Source organism: Pseudomonas sp. (genome assembly GCF_041601375.1).
GTDB lineage: Bacteria > Pseudomonadota > Gammaproteobacteria > Pseudomonadales > Pseudomonadaceae > Aquipseudomonas.
Genome location: NZ_JBFIIG010000101.1, coordinates 1 through 15,486, shown reverse-complemented (window position 1 = coordinate 15,486; position 15,486 = coordinate 1). Strand labels below are relative to the sequence as shown.

Genomic DNA, 15,486 nt, shown 5'->3' with positions numbered 1-15,486 from the left:
CAGCTAGCCGCCCAGTGCGCCAGCTCGAGCGGGTCGGCGCTGCCGTGCAGCTCGAGCTCGGGCGCCGCCTGGCGCAGCAGCTCGGCATAGCGGGCATGTTCGATTTCGCCGATCAGGACGCGCATGACACTCATATCGGATCGTTGCGCCGCAGCAATTCGTCCGGCAGGTGCTCGATGTATTCATCTTCCGGCGGCGGCATCTGCAGGTGGTAACCCTGCTTCTCGAGGTTTTCCAGGACGGTGTGAATGTCCTCGCGGGACAGCGTGCGCTCCGGGGTGAGCACCATGCTGAAGGCCAGGGTCGGCGGGCCGAACGCCGCCAGCAGGTTTTCCGGCACGCGCTCCAGGCCATCGCTTTTCAGTACGTAGAGGTACATCTCGTTCTTGCGTGGGCTTTTGTAGATCGAGCAAATGCGTTTCACGCGGATTCTCCTTCGCCGGCCAGGCTATCGAGCAGGGCCTGGCCCAGCAATTCACGGCGCCAGCCGCGCAGCGAGTCCGGCAACTGGTAGGGGCCATTGGGGTAGCCGGTTTTCAGCAGGGCCTCGAGGGTTTTCTTGCGCAGCATCAGCTCCGGGGCGATGTTCAGCCGCTCGCCTTCGCGCTGACCGATGGCACGCAATTTCTTCAACAATGCCGAGGCTTCCAGCGGCAGGGGCTCGGGCAACGCCTCGGGCCAATCGGCTGGCGGCGTGGCGGCGGCGTCCTTGATCAGGCGGAGGAGGAACTCGCCGTCCTGACGCACGGTTTTCGGGTGCATGTCGTCGATCCGTGCCAGCGCCACCAGGTTATCCGGCTGGGTGCGGGCCAACGGCCACAACGAATGCTCGCGGATGATGCGGTTGCGCGGCTGGTTGCGCGCCCTCGCCTCGCGCTCGCGCCAGGCGCAGAGTTCGCGCAGCACCGCCAGTTGCGCGCGGGACAGCTTCCAGGCCAGCTTGGCCTCGCGGTAGGCATCCTCCGGAGCGACTTCACGGCCCAGGTTGGCTACCAGTTCGGCGCCGTCTTCCAGCACCCAGGCATTTTTCTCGGCCGACAACTGTTGCTGCAGCAGGATATAGACCTCGGCCAGGTGCAGCACGTCCTCGGCGGCGTAGCTGATCTGGGTCTCGCTGAGCGGGCGCTGCAGCCAGTCCGAGCGGGTTTCGCCCTTGGGCAGCTCGATGTTCAGCACCGCCTGGACCAGGCGCGAATAACCCATGGAGAAACCGAGATTGAGGTAGGCGGCGGCCAGTTGGGTGTCGAACAGGGCCACTGGCAGGCTGCCGGTCAGGCGCAGGAAGACTTCCAAGTCCTCGCTGCAGGCATGCAGCACCTTGACCACGGCCGGGTCCTGCAGCAACTCGGCGAACGGCGTCCAGTCGTCGATCAGCAACGGATCGATCAGGTAGGCGCGCTCGCCTTCGCTGACCTGCAGCAGGCCGGCGATCGGGTAAAAGGTGTCGACCCGCATAAATTCGGTGTCTACCGCCACGAACGGCAGATTGCGCCAGTTGGCGCAGTGCTGCGCCAGGCTGGCGTTGTCGCGGATCCAGCGAATATCAATAGCCACGCGGCGCTCCCATCAAGAATGCCGCGCAGTATATATCGCCTCGCCACATAGCCGGGCATTCACGATGCGCAGCATGAGACAGAAGCGCTATCCTGCGCGGCGCCTGCTTAAAACTATCCATACAGGGAATAAGAATAATGAAGAAACTGCTTGGCCTACTCGTCCTGCTGATCGCCGCCGCGGTGATCTATCTGGCCATCACCCCCAGCCCCATCGACCCGCTGGTCTGGCAGGCGCCGCCCGCCCCGGCGATGACCGGCGTGCTGGAACCCAACGACACCCTGATGAAGGCCGAACTGCTCGGCCGTGGCCAGCTGCACGGCCCGGAAGACACCGCCGTGGACGCCCAGGGCCGGGTCTATGCCGGCCTGCATGACGGCCGCATCGTGCGCATCGAGGCCGACGGCAGCGTCGCGACCTTCGCCGACACCCAAGGCCGGCCGCTGGGCATGGACTTCGACGCCGCCGGCCAGCTGATCGTCGCCGACGCCTACAGGGGCCTGCTGTCCATCGACCCTCAAGGGCAGATCCAGGTCCTGACCAGCGAAGCCGAAGGCCTGCCCTTCAAGTTCACCGACGACCTGGACATCGCCAGCGACGGCACCATCTATTTCAGCGACGCCTCCTCGCGTTTCGCGCAACCGGATTATTTGCTCGACCTGCTCGAGGCGCGCCCCCACGGCCGCCTGCTCAGCTACAACCCAGGCAGCGGCGAGACCCGCGTGCTGCTCAAGGACCTGTACTTCGCCAACGGCGTGGCGCTGTCGGCCAACGAGGACTTCGTACTGGTCAACGAAACCTACCGCTACCGCATCAGCCGCTACTGGCTCAAGGGCGAGAAAGCCGGCAGCCAGGACGTGTTCATCGACAACCTGCCGGGCCTGCCGGACAACCTGCAAGGCGACCGCGCCGGCACCTTCTGGGTGGCCCTGCCGACGCCACGCAAGGCCGATGCCGACTTCCTCCATCGCCACCCCTGGCTCAAGGCGCAGCTGGCCAAACTGCCGCGCGCACTCTGGCCCAAGGCAATTCCCTACGGCTTCGCCATCGCCCTCAACGAGCAGGGCGAGATCGTGCGCAGCCTGCACGACACCAGCGGCACCCACCTGCGCATGGTCACCTCGGTCAAGCCGGTGGGCGATTACCTGTACTTCGGCAGCCTGGATAACGACCGCATCGGCCGGCTGAAGATTCGCTGAGCTGGCCAACGCCGCGCGGCATCGGCTTCCTGGCCCGCCCCTTCCTACAGCTTGTCGGCGATCCAGATGGTGTGGCGGGTGCCCTTGTTGCCATGGGCATAGACCTGTACTTCTTCGACCTTGAAGCCGGCTCTGCGCACCTTGTCGGCGAACTTGCTGTCCGCGCTGGCCGACCATACGGCCAGCACCCCCTTGGATCGCAATGCCTGGTGACAGCGCTGCAAGCCTTGGGCGCCATACAGCCAGCTGTTGCGTTTCTGGGTCAGACCCTCGGGGCCGTTGTCGACGTCCAGCATGATGGCGTCGTAACGCCTGTCCGCCGTCTTCAGACTATGGGCTACATCCTCCTGCAACACCCGCGTGCGCGGATCGAGCAGCGGGTAGCCGGCCTTGGCGCCCAGCGGGCCGCGGTTCCACTCGACCACCCCCGGCACCAGTTCGGCTACCTCCACCTCGGCGGTCTTGCCCAGGTTCTGCAGCGCCGCCGCCAGGGTGAAGCCCATGCCCAGGCCACCGATCAAGACCCGCGAATCCGGGCGGCCGGCGACTTTCTTGCAGGGAATCGCCGCCAGGGCATCTTCGGAGCCGTGCATGCGCGTGTTCATCAGCTGACCGCCATCGCCACCGGCGATCTTGATCACGAAGTCCTCGCCGTACTCGAACAGGCAGAGCGCCCCGGAGCCATCGGGAATCTGGGCGGTATCCAGCAATACAAAGCGCTTCATGGTGGTCTCATGACTAGTTGGATTCGAAAGAGGCTGAACCATACAGCAGCCCTCAAAGCACCGTAAGCATGTGCCCGACGATCCCCAGCATAAACCCCAGCAAGGCACCCAGCGCTGGTGCCCAATGCTTCTTCAGCTGGGCCTGGGGCGCGATGTCCTGAAACACCGAGTAGAGGATACCGCCTGCGGCGAACAGCATGATTGCCGCCACCCACTGCGGCGAATCCGCCAACCACAAATAACCCGAGACGCCTGCCAGCGGGCCAAGCAGCGCCATGATGCTGAACATCAGCACTATTCTTGCGCGGCTGTAGTCCGTCGAACCGCGTAACTCCCGATAGGCGTTGAAGCCCTCTGGCAGGTTCTGCAGCGCCATCAAGCCGGCCAGCAGGAACGCGCCACGACCACCGAGTGCAAATGCAGCGCCCAATGCCAGCGACTCCGGAATAAAATCCGCCAACATGGCGGCCAACTGACTGCCCGAGGTACTCATCCGGTACAGCAGAATATCCAGCGCCATGAACGCGCCACCGCCAGCGAAGAACCACAGCGCAGCCGGTAACGGCTGCATTTCGACAATGGCTTGCGGCACCAGCACCAACGCGACTGCAGCCAGCAGCGCGCCACCGCCGAAAGCGACCACACCGTGCCTGAACTCAGTCTCCAGCCAACGCGGTCGAATTCGTTCGACACTGGCCAGCACCGCCCCCAGCGGCATGGCAATGCCAGCCAGCAGGGTAAAAGCCGCAACCATGATCAGCGGGGGCACAGACACCTCATTCGATGGGAAACATACAGGAAGGCGGCCGACTGTAGCCCAAACCGCTAACTGCGTGCTGCATCGGCACTGGACACTACGCCCGAGTTGCCGGATCAACAGACAGATGTGGCATAGCCCATGCTGCGGTTTATCATGCCTCGATCCGCTCTTGCCCAGGACGCCTGCCATGCCCCTCGCCCAACTGATCACAGCCGACGCACTCCAGGCCCGCCTGGACCAACCCGATCTGCTCATCCTCGACTGCCGCTTCGCCCTGGATGATCCGGGCTACGGTCGGCGCAGTTATGCCGCTGGACATATCGCCGGCGCCCAGTTCGCCGATCTCGAACGCGACCTGTCCGGGCCGATCCATAAGGGCGTCAGCGGCCGTCACCCCTTGCCGGAGCCGGCCCAACTGCTGGCGCGCCTGCGCGCATGGGGCCTGAACGACAACAGTACGGTGGCGGTGTACGACGACGGCCCCGGCACCTTCGCCGCCCGTGCCTGGTGGCTGCTCGCCTGGCTGGGCAAGCGCGAGGGCGTCTACCTGCTCGACGGCGGCCTGCGGGCTTGGCGCGAGGCCGGTTTCGATTTGACCCCGGCACTGTCGAACCCGGCACCCGGCAACTTCGCCGGCCAAGCCGACGCCCGCCTGCTGGTCGACGCCAGTCAGCTGCAACAGCGCCTCGCCGACCCGCAACTGACCCTGCTCGACGCCCGCGCCCTGCCACGTTTTCGCGGCGAGGTGGAGCCACTCGACCCGGTGGCCGGGCATATCCCCGGCGCCCGGTGCGCGCCCTGCACCGACAACCTGGACAGCAGCGGACGCTTCCTGCCGGCACCCCAACTGCGCCAACGCTTCGCCGCGCAACTCGGCGAGCGCCCGGCCAGCGAGCTGGTGGCCTACTGCGGCTCCGGCGTCACCGCCTGTCACAACCTGTTCGCTCTGTGTCTCGCCGGCTACCCGCTGGCGCCGCTGTATGCCGGCTCCTGGAGCGAGTGGATTACCAACCCGGCACGCCCCGTGGCGACGGGCGACTAGGGCTTGTTCGAGCATGCAGACGGAGCTGAGCGTTGTGACAAAACGCTCGCCTACTGCAGGCCAATTATGCGATCCGCAGGGTGTCACTCGCCGCAGGCAGTGCGCCATGGGTGATCGACGCGCCACAGAAGCTGGCGGGTGTCCTGCGCACCGAACCAATCGCCACCCGTACCGCCCTAAGCACCAAGCGGAATATAGGTAATAACCGAAAGCATAAAACAATTTAAAAACAGTCCATTACACGAGAAAGGTCGCACTACACTTTAAAACAGGCGGCTAACCCCGCTTCCGGTGGGGCCTTTTCAAGAACGACCACAAGCTGCCAAGCGCCCCGGCCCCATCGGCTACTTTTCGCGAGGGCTATATGGGAATTGCAGCCTGCGAGTTGATCCAGCACGTCATACGCCCCACGCTGATCTATCTGGGACGTCACTCACCTGCTGCCGAAGTCCTGCTGCTGGGCGCCGCCGCCTGCCAGTCGGCGCTGGGATCGGCGCTTGATGCTCAGGGCGGCCATGGCCTCTACCGCATCGCCGAACTGCGCCATCAACAGCTATGGGACCAGTACCTGGCGCTCGATCCGGACCTGGCCAGCCAGGTCCGCGGATTGGCCAGCCAGCACGCCTTTCTGGCCGCACCGCACCTGGAACTGACGGTCAACCTGCGTTATGCCACCGCCATTGCCTGGATGCTGGTCGAGGTAGAACAGCGCGAATTGCCCGCCGCCGACGACCTGCTCGGCCTGGCCCGGGTCTGGCGCCGGGTATTTCACCCGCAGGGTCACCCGCGCGACTTCATCGAAGCCTGGCGACGCTGCATCGGCAACTTCAGCGCAGTCGCCTGACCTGGCGGCCTGCGGTGATCCAGCATTCCACAGCGGATCGCCAGCAAGAACTAGGCGTCCCCCTGGTTCCTACAATTCCAGCCCCCTCCCCTCCCCTCCCCTATTAGTGACCTGGCGCCTAAACCAGTCAGCACTTTGCGCTACACTCGGGCGGCGACCATAACCACAAAAAAACGCGTGAAACTGCCATGACAGCACTCTGTACCGCCTTGCCCGACCAGCTTCGCCTGTTACTGGTGGATGACCATCGGATCTTTCTCGACGGTCTCAGCCTGGCCCTGGCGCCGCTCTGCGCCAATCTGCAGATCCAGACCGCACAGAACGCCGGCGAAGCCGAGGCATGCCTGCGCCAGCACGATTTCGACCTGATTCTCCTGGATTTGCGCCTGCCGGACGTAGCCGGCCTCGAACTGCTGCAGCGCTGGCAGCAGCAAGGGCGCATGACCCCGGTGGCGATCCTCAGTGCCAGTGACTCCAACCTGGATGCTCAGGCGGCGCTGGCCGCAGGCGCCCTGGGTTTTATCCCGAAAAGCGCCGACAGCGACGACCTGCGCCAGGCGGTGACCCGCGTGCTGCTCGGCGAAACCCTGCCAGCGCCAGGAGCCGGTGAAAAACCGCCCCTCACGCCCCGGCAATCGCAGATCCTCCTGCTGCTGGCCGACGGCTTGCCGAACAAGGCCATCAGCCGCCAGCTGGGAATTTCCGAAGACACGATAAAAACCCACCTGAAGACCCTGTTCCAGGAACTCGACGTGCACACCCGCACCGCCTGCGTCAACGCCGCGCGCCAGCGTGGATGGCTGTAGAGGTGAGCTTGGCGGCGCAGGACTGCAGCGGATAATCGCCCGACGAGGTGCCGTCCGACCGTTCCTACGCCGTATTGACCTGGGAAAACCGTCTCACGCGCTGCCTTCGCTCTGCTTCGAGGCTTTTTCAGATGCAGACGCAACCGGCAACAGCACCGCCAGAGCCTGGCGCAAACGTGCCGGCAGCAAGGGTTTGCCGAGCAGGGTGACGTGTGCCGGCAGGCAGCGCTCCTGCAACTCGGGGCTGATATCGGCGCTGATCAGCAGGGCCGGGAGCATGCGCCCGGCCTCCTCGCGCAAGCGCTCGATGGCGCGCAGACCATCTTCGCTGGCGGCCAGGCGGTAATCGCTGATCAACAGTTGCGGCGACGCCTCTGCCAGGCATTCCAGGGCCGCCTGCAGATCGGCGCAGGCCCAGACCTCGCAGCCCCAGCGGCGCAACAGCCCGGACAAGGCCTCGCGCCCGGCTTCATCGTCCTCCAGCAGCAAGACCCGGCCGCTCAACGGGGCGCCGGTCGGCTTGGCCGGCTGCCACGCCCCCACGGCGGCGCGCGGCAGGCGCAAAGCGAAGCAGCTGCCCTGGCCCGGACTGGAGTTCAGCTGCAGGGGATGCTCCAGCAGCGCGGCCAGTTGCTGGACGATGGCCAGACCGAGGCCCAGGCCGCGCTCGGCATGGCGCCCGGGGTTGTCCAGTTGACGGAACTCCTCGAAGACCTGCGCCTGCTCCGCCGCGCTGAGACCACGACCGTCGTCGGCGACTTGCAGCAGCACGCTGCCTGCATCCTCCCGGGCGCTTAGCGTCACGTGCCGGGCCTGGGCATGACACAGGGCATTGTTGAGCAGGTTGCGCAGCACCCGCTCGAGCAGCAACGGGTCGCTGCGCACCCACAGATCCGCGCACTGCAGGTCCAGCTCGACGCCCTGCAGCTCGGCCTCGCGGCGGGTTTCGCCGCTCAGGCGTTCGAGCAGCGGACGCAGGGCGAACACTTCCAGCTTGGCCTGTACTCCGCCGGGCAAGGTCAGGCGGGTGTAATCCAGCAGCGATTGCAACAGACGACTGAGTTGCTCCACCGAGGTCGCCAGACGGCCGCTGACCCGACGGATACCCGGTTCCCGGCTCTGTTCGAGCAGGTGCTGGGCATACAGGCCCATGGCGTTCAGCGGCTGGCGCAGATCATGGCTGGCCGCCGCGAGCAGACGCAGCTTGCGCGCGTCATCGGCTTCGGCGCGCTGCCGCGCCAGGTCGAGCAGGCGCAGGTTGAGCCAGGCGCCGCGCTGCCCGTGCTCCTGCAAGTAGGCGCCGGCACTGCCGATCAGGTTGGCGCAGATCAGGAACAAGCCCTGATATGCCAACTGGCTGCCCGGCTCGGTCAGCAGCAACCCAAGCGCCAGGAACAGCAGGCAGAAGCCCCAGGCGGAGAGGCTCACGGCGCGAAACGAGACGCCGAGCAGCACGTAACCGAACAACAGGATCAGAAACAACCCGTCGTAGGGCATGGCCTCGCCCTGGGCCCAGCACAGGTGAATGATCAGCGCCACGCAGGCGCCGTTCAACGCATAGGCGGCGGTGTAGGCGAACAACGCCCGGCGTGGCGGGCTCTGCAGGCGCCGGCAGTAGACGAAACCAGCCAGCACGGCAAGGATGCCCAGCACCCGCAGGGGCACCACCGACAGGCTCACCGCCAGCGGCATCAGCAGCAGATCGAGGACGCTGTAGATCAACTGGAAGACAATCGCGGTGCCGACGATCAGCAGCAAGCGGCGGTGGATGCGCTGCACCCGGTGTTCGACGAAGCCCTGCTCCAGCTCCGGGACAAAGCACAATCGCCGGTAGCCACGGCGCTGTTGCGCCAACAACAGGCGTTCTTCCTGCTGCAGATTCATCGGCGGCCGGCCGCCCGCGCGGGCGACAGGCTATTGCAGCGCGGCGGGGTCGCGGTCCTGCTGTTTGGCGGCAATCGCATCATAGGTGTCGACTCGGTGTTGGTCGGCGGCGCCGAACAAGCGCTGACGCAAACGCTGCTGTTCATGCTGCCGGTCCGCCGGACTCAGGCCGGTGCTGTGCAAGCTGGCCAGCTGTTCGCGATAGGCCCTGTAGCGCTGCTGCCAGTCGCGCTCGTTGCGCTGCTCGAGCAGCAGGCGCTCGACAGTCGACGGATCATAGGACAAAGCCAATGCCTGGCGCACCTGTTCCTCGCTCGCGCCCTCGCGCCACAACCGTTCGCTTTGCGCCTGCTGCGCCTGGGCCTGGCTCTGCCGCTCCTCACTGGCGCGCATGGCGGCGGGCAATTGCTCGCTCAGGCGTTGCTGGGCATCGGCTTGGCCCTGCTCGCTCATGTCGTCGCGGGCGGCCAGCGCCAGGCTGTCCAGGGTGTAACGCGCGTAGGCCTCTTCGGCGCCGAACAAGGCCTCCACCGCGCCCGGTGAAAAGTGGCTGCGGCGCAGCTGGGCCAGGCTGTCGAAGGCCTGCTGCAACGCCACCAGCTGCGCTTGTGGCTGGGCTTGCTGGTGGGCGCCCAGCGGTTGCTGCAGCAGCGCCAGGCTGGCGCGCTTGTACTCCAGATAATCGCCAAGCAGGCCGACCAACTGGCCCAGCGTCGGCTCCTGCAGGCGCCCGCCGGCATCCGCCAGCAAGGCCTCGACCGACGCATCGAGCCCGGCCTGGTCGACGGTGCTGAGGAAATAATCGAAATAGTCGCGCAGCGCCAGGTCGAGCTGCAGATTGCCGGCGCTGTCGGCCTGCAGTGCGCCGTCGACCTCGGTACCGCGCAGGCCCGGCAGCAACGCCGGCGGCGCGGCCGGTGCGACAACCGTGGGCGCCGGCTGACGCAGCACGGGACCGGCAATGGCTGCGGCGACAGGTGGAACCGGACGGGCCGAATCGACCTGGGCCACGACGGAGTCTGGCCATTGCCAGCAGAGGATCAGTCCGGCAGTGGTGAGACCCAGAACAGTCAGCAGGACCAGGGAACGGATCGGCAGGGGCATGCGACCTCCAAGGCGGGCTGTCTAGCAGCCCGCATGCGTGGCAAGTTTCAGACGCCCTTGTTCTTCAGGCGGTTGGCATGCTGACGATACAGCGAGACCGGCTCGGTCCAGCCGCGCAGGCCGAAGAGGTGGTTGATCGCATCGACGTGGTTCATGTGGTAGCTGTCGCCGAGCACCTGGCCCAGGTAGGTCGCACAGACCCCGACCAGACCGTCGTTCTTCTCGCTGCCGAAGGCCAGGCCGGTGATGGCCAGGAACGGGTCGACCGCGTCGAAGATGTTGGTGTAGGACGAATTGCCGGTCCAGGAGAAGTAGCGGATGTTGTAGCCGCGCACATTGTGCATTTCGGTGGATTTGGCGCAGTAGCTGGCGTTGTTCACCCCCCACGGATGGCGGCTGTTGAGGGCCGTAGTGCCGGGGGTGGTCAGGGTTTCCAGGGCGGCCAGACCGTCCTGCGGGTTGCTGCTGCCGGACAGCAAGTTGATCACCGCGCCCAGGGCATTGGCGATGGCGCCGGCACCGCCTTCGATGGCGCTGTCCGGCGGTACCACGCCGCGCACCACGTCGGCGACCTTGGAGCCCTTGTTGACACCGTTGATCGAAGTCACCGAGGCCACCAGGTCCGGGCGCAGGGAAGCGGCTACCCGCGCGGTCGGCGAACCCTGGCTGTGGCCGATCAGGTTGACCTTGCCGCCATTGGCACCGGCCCAGGGCACGATCTGCCGGGCCAGTTCGGCGCCGCGCTGCTCGCTGTCGTTGAACGCGGCGACGCTGGCAACATAAACCTTGGCGCCATCGCGCTCGAGGTTCCAGGGAATGGTATGGAAGTAATTGACCAGGCCGCCGATGGTGTCGAAGCCGGTGATGCCGTGCACCAGCACGATCGGGTATTTGGTCTGGGTGTAGCCGGCTTGGGCCTCGACGGCGCCGACCAGGGCCACAGCGGCCAGGGCGGTAGTAATGACACGACGCATGGGTGCCTCCTTATTGTTCTTGTTGGCACGCCGGGAGACTGCGTCCGGCGTACCCACACTCTAAGGAAGCGCGGCCGACCAGCCCATCGCCCAGATGGGTGAAGGGCGCGGTTGCCTGCTGGAGTGGCGATTCAAGGCGTCGGCCGGCCCGGCCGGGTGCGGCTGCAGAAGCTGGCGCTCAGCACACCCCGAGGCCCAGCTGCATGAATGCCAGCCCTCCCTGCCCCCAGCCCCACCAGGCCAGGGCCAGAAGCGTGGCGACCAGCATGAGCAAGGCACTGCTCCACCAGTACTCGGTATTCATGCTCCAACTCCCACACCAGCGCCTCGCAGACGCGCTACCGGCTGCTCGCGTACCGGCCAGTTCAGCGCCGCGGCGAACAGGCTGAGGAGGATTGCGATCAGCCAGACCAGATCATAGCTGCCGGTGCGGTCGTACAGGTAACCGCCCAGCCAGCCACCGAGAAAGGCGCCGAGCTGATGAAAGAGAAAGACGATACCACCGAGCATCGACAGGTTGCGTACGCCGAACAGGGTCGCCACGGTGCCGTTGGTCAACGGCACCGTGGACAGCCACAGCAAACCCATGGCGATGCCGAAGGCATAGGCGCTCCAGGTGGTCAGCGGGGTCAGGAGGAAGGCGCCGATCACCACCGCCCGGGCCAGGTACAGGGCGGTCAGCAGGCGCGGCTTGGACATGCGCCCGCCGAGCCAGCCGGCGGTGTAGGTGCCGAAGACGTTGAACAGGCCGACCAGGGCCAAGACCGTGGTGCCGACCAGCGCCGGCAGATGCTGATCGACCAGGTAAGCCGGCAGGTGCACGCCGATGAACACCACCTGGAAACCGCAGACGAAAAACCCCAGTCCCAGCAACCAGAAGCCGGGATGCACGCAGGCCTCACGCAGCGCTTCGCCCAGGCTTTGCTCATGGGCCAGAACTGGCGACGGGCTATCCTTGATCATCGCGGCCAGCGGTACGATCAAGGCCACCAGCAACCCTAGGGCGAGCAAGGCGGCGGACCAGCCGAGCCAGCTGATCAGGCCCAGCGTACCGGGCAGCATGACGAACTGGCCGAGCGAACCAGCCGCCGCGGCGACGCCCATGGCCATGCTGCGATTCTCCGCGGGCACTGCACGACCGACCACGCCGAGGATCACCGAGAACGAGGTGCTGGACAGGCCGATGCCGATCAGCAGGCCGGCGCTCAGCGACAATGACCAGACCGAGTCGGCCAGGCCCATCAACACCAGGCCGCAGGCATAGAACACACCACCGACCACCACCGTGCGCTGCGCCCCGTAGCGATCGGCCAAGGCGCCGGTGAAGGGTTGAGTCAGGCCCCAGATCAGGTTCTGCAGGGCGATGGCGAAGGCGAACACCTCGCGCCCCCAACCGAACTCGGCACTCATCGGCGGCAGGAACAGGCCGAAGCCATGACGGATACCCAAAGACAGGGCAAGGATCAACGACCCGCCCAGCAAAATCCACAGTGTCGCTCGCGATTTCATTCCCTGCTGTTTCCTTGCAGTCCACTACAAATACCCAGGCGTTTACCGGTGCCTGGCGAAAATAGCCAAAGGCGGGGCCACCTGCCCGACTCGGACCGACACAATAAGCCGATTTTATAGGGTGCATACAACCTGAAAATTCTCATACCGCACAGGATGCTTCAGCGCTACTCGACCTGACAATCAGACCATAGGCGACCCGCACCGACAGTAGTCGGGGGAAACCAGGCACCGCCGCACTACCGGCGTAGCCGTCCGCCAGCGTTGCGCTTCAAGCCGCGAATGGTTCCGCCACCGCCAAAATTTCGCGGCTGAAGCCGCTCTAGCGGCCGGCGCCTTCCCGATCATCAGATCGAGCGAACCTCTCCGTCTGTACCCAGTCAACCTAGAATCAACCAGCGTTTCATCCATCATCCGAGTACAGCCTATGAGCAGCCAACGCTATCTGTTCGCCATCGAAGCCTGTAATACCACGGTGGTCGCCTGCGAAGCATGTACCGACGCCTGCCTGAGCGCCGACAACAACCGCGACCTGGATACTTGCATCAGCCTCACCCGCGACTGTGCCGATATATGCCGCCTCGCCTCCCGGCTTATGGAGCGCGAAAGCGCGCTGGTCGATGAAGTCTGTCGCCTGTGCGCGGTCACCTGCCAGGCCTGTGCCGAGGAATGCGCCAAATACCAGGCCCCACATTGCCAGCAATGCGTGCATGTCTGCCAGCGTTGCGTCGAGCAGTGCGAAGCGGTCGCGGAAACCGGCGAAGCCCTTTAGTGCAAAGCCAGAAAAGCCAGAATCATTCGACAGCGCCTGGCTCAGGGCGCCAGCAGCAACGGGCCCGCGTCGGCTTCGAACTGGGTCACCAGCGCGACGAACTTGAGCAGCAGCACCACCACGGCAATCGGCCCGCTGCGCGGGCCCTGCATGATCGCCAGCCTGCGGTCGCGGTCGCAGAAGGCGCCGGCCAAGGCGTCGGCGCTATCGGGCCAGGCCATCCAGGTGCAGAGCGCAGCTGATGGCGACCCAGGCGGTCAAAAACAGCGCTGGAGTTGTGCCCAGTGAACCGCTCCGAGATTCCCGGAGGCCACAGGCGTTCAGCCTCTACCTGAATCAGCGGCATGACTCCGCGTCCAACGAAAGCGAGTCTAAGCTTCTATCTCGTGCCCCCACAGGAGAACAATCCCATGAAATACCAAGGCAGCTGCCACTGCGGTCAGGTGGCCTACGAGGTGGACGGCCAGCTCGACGGCGCGATGGCATGCAATTGCTCGATCTGCCAACGCAAGGGCTCGCTGATGTGGTTCGTGCCGCGCGACCAGCTGACCCTGCTCACGCCGGAAAGCCAGATGGCCACCTACACCTTCAACAAGCACGTGATCCAGCACCATTTCTGCCCGACCTGCGGCATCCACCCCTTCGGCGAAGGCAGCGACCCCAAGGGCAACCGCATGGCGGCGGTCAATGTCCGCTGCCTGGAAGGCATCGACCTGGAGGCCGTGCCCGTCAAGCATTTCGATGGGCGTGCGCTCTAGGTGATCGATGCGGGCCGTTGTAAGACGAATGCCAGCCCAGTATCCAGGCTACTGGGCTGGCGGTGATCCGCGCTGGAAAAATGAAAAGCCAGGCAACAAGGGTCTGGCTGCCGATCTGCTGGACCGACGGAGGATGCGCTCCGCATTGCGAACGCGGCGCTCTCCCGGCCGAGCCATCGGCCCGATATGCGCCTGAAGCTAGTCCGTTCCTGCTAGCCCGACAATGAGGGCCGAGGCTCAGCGTTTGCGGCAGAGGCTCAGGCCGTCGCCCAGCGGCAGCAGCGACAGGTCGAGGCGCTGATCGCCTTTCAGGGCCAGGTTGAGGGCCTGGATAGCACGGGTGTCGGCGCTGTCCGGGTTCTGTTCCAGCACGCGGCCGCTCCACAGGGTGTTGTCGAACAGAATCAGGCCGCCCTGGCGCACCAGCCGCAGGGCATGTTCCAGGTAGGCCGGGTAGTTGGCCTTGTCGGCGTCGATGAAGATCAGGTCGAAGCTGCCCGCCTGCCCTGCGCGCTCAAGCGCAGCCAGGGTATCCAGGGCCGGCGCCAGGCGCTGTTCGATCCGTTCGCTGAGGCCGGCTTCGCGCCAATAGCGCTCGGCGATGGCGTTGTAGTCGCCGGCAATATCACAGCAGATCATTCGCCCCTCGGCCCCCATGGCCTGGGCCATGCAGATAGCGCTGTAGCCGGTGAAGGTGCCGACCTCGAGGATCCGCCTGGCACCGGTCAATTGCACCAGCAGCGCCATGAACTGGCCCTGCTCGGGGGCGATCTGCCAGTTGGCATTGGCCAGTTGCGCCGTCTCATCACGCAGACGCTTGAGCAGCGGCGTTTCGCGCAGGGATACATCGAGCAGGTACTGGTAGAGGTTATCGTCGAGGGTCAGGGTGCGGTTGGTCATGGGGTTCTCCATGGGTTAGCGCAGATCCGCTCGTCAGGGATTGCGCGCCAGCTCCGGGCTGAATACCCGCCGGGCATCCAGATAGGTGCGCTGCCAGTAGCTGTTGCTGAGGCTGTCCAGGCGCACGGTACCGCCGCTGGAGGGAGCATGGACGAAGCGCCCATCACCGACGTAGATGCCGGCGTGGCTGACCTGACTGCCACCGCTGGTGGCAAAAAACACCAGGTCACCGCTTTGCAGCGCCTTACGGCCAACGGCTGGCGCACGCATGCCGATCAGCTCACGGGTCGTACGCGGCAGGCTGACACCAGCCGCATCACGGTAGACGTAGCCGATCAGGCCGCTGCAGTCGAAACCGCCTGCCGGGGTATTGCCGCCGTAGCGATAGGGCGTGCCGACCAGCCCGAGAGCGCGAAACAATACGTCCTCGGCCCCACTGTCTAGGCTGGCGCGGGGTACATGAACGATGGGCTGTGGGGCAGGCGCTCGGCCGGCGCAGCCGGTCAGCAGCGCGGCAAGCAGGAGCAGGGCAACAGGGGTCGTGACATTCATCAGAGCAGCGATCCAGAGCCTGAATGTGCCCTACTCTGCCGACTCGGGCGAGACTGCGCAACCTTTTGGCTACGCCGGGTGTTCGCTACGCCGGGTGTTCGCT

General features: G+C 65.4%; 17 protein-coding genes, 1 tRNA gene and 2 pseudogenes. 6 read left to right on the top strand and 14 right to left on the bottom strand.

What is annotated here, in order from left to right:
* The 3 genes and pseudogenes from ABZE94_RS13880 to rnd form a co-directional block, all read right to left on the bottom strand.
* A pseudogene (locus ABZE94_RS13880) lies at nt 1-125 on the bottom strand (D-2-hydroxyacid dehydrogenase); the annotation flags it as partial.
* Between the two features lie 5 nt (nt 126-130).
* On the bottom strand, nt 131-424 hold the full coding sequence (locus tag ABZE94_RS13875; protein ID WP_372876098.1) for a YcgL domain-containing protein: 294 nt from the start codon (nt 422-424) through the stop codon (nt 131-133).
* A complete protein-coding gene (rnd, locus tag ABZE94_RS13870; RefSeq protein WP_372876097.1) occupies nt 421-1,554 on the bottom strand; it encodes a ribonuclease D in 1,134 nt (377 codons plus the stop codon). Before rnd ends, ABZE94_RS13875 begins: the two co-directional genes overlap by 4 nt.
* Before the next feature lie 137 nt (nt 1,555-1,691).
* On the opposite strand from rnd, the gene ABZE94_RS13865 reads away from it, so the two are divergent.
* A complete protein-coding gene (locus tag ABZE94_RS13865; RefSeq protein WP_372876096.1) occupies nt 1,692-2,753 on the top strand; it encodes an SMP-30/gluconolactonase/LRE family protein in 1,062 nt (353 codons plus the stop codon).
* 44 nt (nt 2,754-2,797) lie between these two features.
* Here the strand turns inward: ABZE94_RS13865 and ABZE94_RS13860 are convergent, their stop codons facing one another.
* Both ABZE94_RS13860 and ABZE94_RS13855 read right to left on the bottom strand, forming a co-directional pair.
* Complete coding sequence (locus ABZE94_RS13860; protein WP_372876095.1) at nt 2,798-3,478, bottom strand: spermidine synthase; 681 nt, start codon at nt 3,476-3,478, stop codon at nt 2,798-2,800.
* Nucleotides 3,479-3,530: 52 nt separating this feature from the next.
* A complete protein-coding gene (locus tag ABZE94_RS13855; protein ID WP_372876094.1) occupies nt 3,531-4,196 on the bottom strand; it encodes a ZIP family metal transporter in 666 nt (221 codons plus the stop codon).
* A 229-nt stretch (nt 4,197-4,425) separates the two neighbouring features.
* Here ABZE94_RS13855 and ABZE94_RS13850 point away from each other — a divergent pair, with 229 nt between their 5' ends.
* From ABZE94_RS13850 to ABZE94_RS13840, 3 genes are all read left to right on the top strand, one after another.
* Nucleotides 4,426-5,280: a sulfurtransferase gene (locus ABZE94_RS13850; RefSeq protein ID WP_372876093.1), complete on the top strand. Its 855-nt coding sequence runs from the start codon at nt 4,426-4,428 to the stop codon at nt 5,278-5,280.
* A gap of 364 nt (nt 5,281-5,644) precedes the next feature.
* On the top strand, nt 5,645-6,124 hold the full coding sequence (locus tag ABZE94_RS13845) for a hypothetical protein (protein WP_372876092.1): 480 nt from the start codon (nt 5,645-5,647) through the stop codon (nt 6,122-6,124).
* Nucleotides 6,125-6,312: 188 nt separating this feature from the next.
* Nucleotides 6,313-6,930: a response regulator gene (locus tag ABZE94_RS13840; RefSeq protein ID WP_372876091.1), complete on the top strand. Its 618-nt coding sequence runs from the start codon at nt 6,313-6,315 to the stop codon at nt 6,928-6,930.
* 93 nt (nt 6,931-7,023) lie between these two features.
* Here ABZE94_RS13840 and ABZE94_RS13835 read toward each other — a convergent pair whose 3' ends face one another.
* The 5 genes from ABZE94_RS13835 to ABZE94_RS13815 all read right to left on the bottom strand — a co-directional run bounded on the left by ABZE94_RS13835 (nt 7,024) and on the right by ABZE94_RS13815 (nt 12,401).
* Nucleotides 7,024-8,814, bottom strand: a complete 1,791-nt coding sequence (locus ABZE94_RS13835) for a hybrid sensor histidine kinase/response regulator (protein WP_372876090.1) — start codon at nt 8,812-8,814, stop codon at nt 7,024-7,026.
* Nucleotides 8,815-8,844: 30 nt separating this feature from the next.
* Entirely contained in the window at nt 8,845-9,918 is a 1,074-nt protein-coding gene (locus ABZE94_RS13830) for a lipase secretion chaperone (RefSeq protein ID WP_372876089.1), read from the bottom strand.
* Between the two features lie 47 nt (nt 9,919-9,965).
* Complete coding sequence (locus ABZE94_RS13825) at nt 9,966-10,892, bottom strand: esterase/lipase family protein (RefSeq protein ID WP_372876088.1); 927 nt, start codon at nt 10,890-10,892, stop codon at nt 9,966-9,968.
* A 178-nt stretch (nt 10,893-11,070) separates the two neighbouring features.
* Nucleotides 11,071-11,196 carry a hypothetical protein gene (locus ABZE94_RS13820; RefSeq protein ID WP_372876087.1) on the bottom strand — a complete coding sequence of 42 codons (126 nt, stop codon included), beginning with the start codon at nt 11,194-11,196 and terminating at the stop codon, nt 11,071-11,073.
* Nucleotides 11,193-12,401, bottom strand: a complete 1,209-nt coding sequence (locus ABZE94_RS13815; RefSeq protein ID WP_372876086.1) for an MFS transporter — start codon at nt 12,399-12,401, stop codon at nt 11,193-11,195. Before ABZE94_RS13815 ends, ABZE94_RS13820 begins: the two co-directional genes overlap by 4 nt.
* Nucleotides 12,402-12,828: 427 nt before the next feature.
* Between ABZE94_RS13815 and ABZE94_RS13810 the strand changes: the two genes are divergently transcribed.
* Nucleotides 12,829-13,173: a four-helix bundle copper-binding protein gene (locus tag ABZE94_RS13810; RefSeq protein WP_372876085.1), complete on the top strand. Its 345-nt coding sequence runs from the start codon at nt 12,829-12,831 to the stop codon at nt 13,171-13,173.
* Nucleotides 13,174-13,217: 44 nt separating this feature from the next.
* Here the strand turns inward: ABZE94_RS13810 and ABZE94_RS13805 are convergent.
* Nucleotides 13,218-13,443 (bottom strand): annotated as a pseudogene (locus ABZE94_RS13805) (adenosylcobinamide-GDP ribazoletransferase); the annotation flags it as partial.
* Between the two features lie 140 nt (nt 13,444-13,583).
* Here ABZE94_RS13805 and ABZE94_RS13800 point away from each other — a divergent pair.
* Nucleotides 13,584-13,931, top strand: coding sequence for a GFA family protein (locus ABZE94_RS13800; protein WP_372876084.1), 348 nt, complete (start codon nt 13,584-13,586; stop codon nt 13,929-13,931).
* Nucleotides 13,932-14,050: 119 nt separating this feature from the next.
* On the opposite strand, the gene ABZE94_RS13795 is transcribed toward ABZE94_RS13800, so the two are convergent.
* From ABZE94_RS13795 to ABZE94_RS13785, 3 genes are all read right to left on the bottom strand, one after another.
* Nucleotides 14,051-14,114: transfer RNA gene (locus ABZE94_RS13795), tRNA-Ala, on the bottom strand.
* A 54-nt stretch (nt 14,115-14,168) separates the two neighbouring features.
* The gene (locus tag ABZE94_RS13790; protein ID WP_372876083.1) at nt 14,169-14,831 is read right to left on the bottom strand and encodes an O-methyltransferase; all 663 of its coding nucleotides are present in this window, start codon (nt 14,829-14,831) and stop codon (nt 14,169-14,171) included.
* A gap of 33 nt (nt 14,832-14,864) precedes the next feature.
* Nucleotides 14,865-15,383 carry a C40 family peptidase gene (locus tag ABZE94_RS13785; protein ID WP_372876082.1) on the bottom strand — a complete coding sequence of 173 codons (519 nt, stop codon included), beginning with the start codon at nt 15,381-15,383 and terminating at the stop codon, nt 14,865-14,867.
* Nucleotides 15,384-15,486: the final 103 nt, after the last annotated feature.